The organism is Mesorhizobium sp. P5_C1, from assembly GCF_054049815.1.
The window spans coordinates 1-2552 of sequence record NZ_JBFULQ010000673.1; the positions used below are offsets into that span (position 1 = coordinate 1).

Here is a 2552-nt window from a genome sequence, read left to right on the forward strand (position 1 = left end):
CATCAGCGTCGACTTGCCGGCGCCGTTCTCGCCGACCACGGCATGAATCTCGCCTTCCTCGACGMTGAGGTTGACGTTCGACAGCGCCTTCACGCCGGGGAACGTCTTGGTGATGTCGCGCATCTCCAAAATCGTCGAGGCCATTGGGACTACCGCTCCCTGAGAGGTCGGCAAACACTGCCGGCGAGGTCGGTAACAATACCGGGCCTGCTGGTGAACGAAAAGGGGCCCTGCGTTGCGCAGGACCCCTGGATTTGAAACCGAATTACTTCAGCTCGTCGGCCTTGATGTAGCCGGAGTCGACGACCAGCGCCTGGTAGTTCGACTTGTCGACTTCATGTGGCGTCAAGAGGATCGAGGGAACGACCTTGACGTCGTTGTTGTAGGTCTTGGTGTCGAGGGCATCCGGCTTGCCACCCGACAGCACCTTGTCGACGAGCTCAACGGTCGACTTGGCCAGTTCGCGGGTGTCTTTGAACACGGTCGAGTACTGCTCGCCCGAGATGATCAGCTTGACCGAGGCGGTCTCGGCGTCCTGACCGGTCACGATCGGCCAGGGCTGAGCGTCCGTGCCGTAGCCGACAGCGCGCAGCGATGCGGTGATACCACGCGACAGGCCGTCATAGGGCGACAGAACGCCATCGACGCGGCTGCCGTCCGAGTAGTTGGCCGAAAGCAGATTGTCCATGCGGGCCTGAGCGGTGGCCGCCAGCCAGCGCAGCGTGCCGACCTTGTCCATGCCGGTCTGGCCGGACTTGATCTTGATCGAGCCGTCGTCGATCAGTGGCTGCAGGACGGAAATCGCGCCATTGTAGAAGAAAAAGGCGTTGTTGTCGTCGGGCGAGCCGCCGAACAGTTCGACGTTCCACGGCTTGGTGTTCGGGAAACGCTCCTTGAGGCCCTTGACCAGCGAATTCGCCTGGATGACGCCGACGCCGAAATTGTCGAAGGTCGTGTAGTAATCGACGTTGGCGGTCTTTTTGATCAGGCGGTCATAGGCGACGACGACGACGCCGGCGTCAGCGGCCTTCTGCAGCGCGTCCGACAGGGTGGTGCCGTCGATCGAGGCGATGATCAGCGCCTTCGGGCCCTTGGTGATTTCATTTTCCAGCTGGCTGAGCTGGTTTGGAATGTCGTCCTGCGCATATTGCAGGTCGACGGTGTAGCCCAGAGCCTCGAGCTGGGACTTGACGGCGTCTCCGTCGTTGATCCAGCGCTGCGAGGTCTTGGTCGGCATCAGCACGCCGACGAGGCCTTTGTCGGCTGCGTAGGCGGTGGCCGACATGGCCGCGATGCTGACCGCCAAGGCGGCGACTAACGTCTTGATGATTTTCACTTAACTCTCCCTGGTTGATGGACGCGGCACCCCGGGGGTCGCGGGCCGCGCAATCGTGCAGAAGCGCCAAGGCACTGCTGCCGTCATATCGATCTCCGGTATCCTCCCATGGCCCCGAGGCGCTGATTTCAATCGATACGATTTTTCTCGTCTGCGACCGTCGCGTCTCGGAACGCGCGAAGGTTGTGATCCTTTGCCATAACTGTCAAATGCGATCTTTGATGATTGCTATATCAATATTGGTATATGCTATCGAGGCGAGACGGCTGGCACGACCGCTGGCCGCCTGCGCGCAGAAGCAAGGAGAGGCTATGGCGGCGCTAAGGAATCCGACTGCGATTTCAAATGGTTACAGAGAGATGCCGGGCGACGGCGAAACCTTGCTGCGCAGTGGCCTCAGCTTGCGCCACATGCGTATGATCGTCGCGCTCGACGACCATGGCCGGGTGAGCGCGGCAGCCCAAGTTATGAACATTTCTCAGCCGGCGGCTTCGCGCATGATCAGCGAAATGGAGGCCGTGCTGGAGGTCAAGCTGTGCGAAAGGCTGCCGCGCGGCATCACCTTGACGCCTTTCGGCAAGGCATTATCCAGGCGCGCGCGCTCGATCCTCCTGGAAATGCGCGAGGTCGACCGCGAAATTTCCGAACTTAAGGCGGGCAAAGGCGGCTCGGTGTTCCTCGGCGCTGTGACGGCACCGGCAATCGAGCTGGCGGTGCCGGCGATTCGCGAAATCCGCCGTATCTATCCGCGCATCGAGATCACCATGCAGGTCGAGACCTCCAACGTGCTGGCACGCGAATTGATCGCCACGCGCCATGATTTCATCATCGCGCGCATCCCTGACGATCTCAATCCGCGGCTGTTCGAGTCGCGCGTCATCGGCGTCGAGAAGGCCTGCCTGATCGTGCGCAGGGGCCATCCGCTCACCAAGGGCGAGGCAGTGCGGCTGGAGGACACCGCCGCCTACGATTGGGTTTTCCAGTCGGGCGGGTCGCCTTTGCGCCAGGCGATGGAGAGCAATTTCCTCAACCGCAACATCGCTTTGCCGGACCGTATCCTCAACACCAGCTCGCTGCTCTTGACCCTGGTCATGGTCGCACATTCCGATGCGATTGCGCCGGTATCGGTCCAGGTGGCGAAATTCATCCAGAATCCCGATGGGCTGGCCGGCGCCATCGATGTCGTCCAGACCGAATTCGACATCGAGGTCAGACC

Annotated in this window: 3 protein-coding genes; 1 reads left to right on the forward strand and 2 read right to left on the reverse strand. The window is 61.2% G+C overall.

Features of this window, described 5'->3' with window-relative positions; all coding sequences use genetic code 11:
• On the reverse strand, positions 1–144 hold a 144-nt coding region (locus ACXJ7R_RS29710; protein WP_457154938.1), incomplete at its 3' end, for an ATP-binding cassette domain-containing protein.
• Between the two features lie 121 nt (positions 145–265).
• On the reverse strand, positions 266–1336 hold the full coding sequence (gene chvE, locus ACXJ7R_RS29715) for a multiple monosaccharide ABC transporter substrate-binding protein (RefSeq protein ID WP_184877702.1): 1071 nt from the start codon (positions 1334–1336) through the stop codon (positions 266–268).
• Positions 1337–1647: 311 nt separating this feature from the next.
• On the opposite strand from chvE, the gene ACXJ7R_RS29720 reads away from it, so the two are divergent.
• Positions 1648–2552: LysR family transcriptional regulator (locus ACXJ7R_RS29720; RefSeq protein WP_457154937.1), on the forward strand; the 905-nt coding region annotated here is incomplete at its 3' end.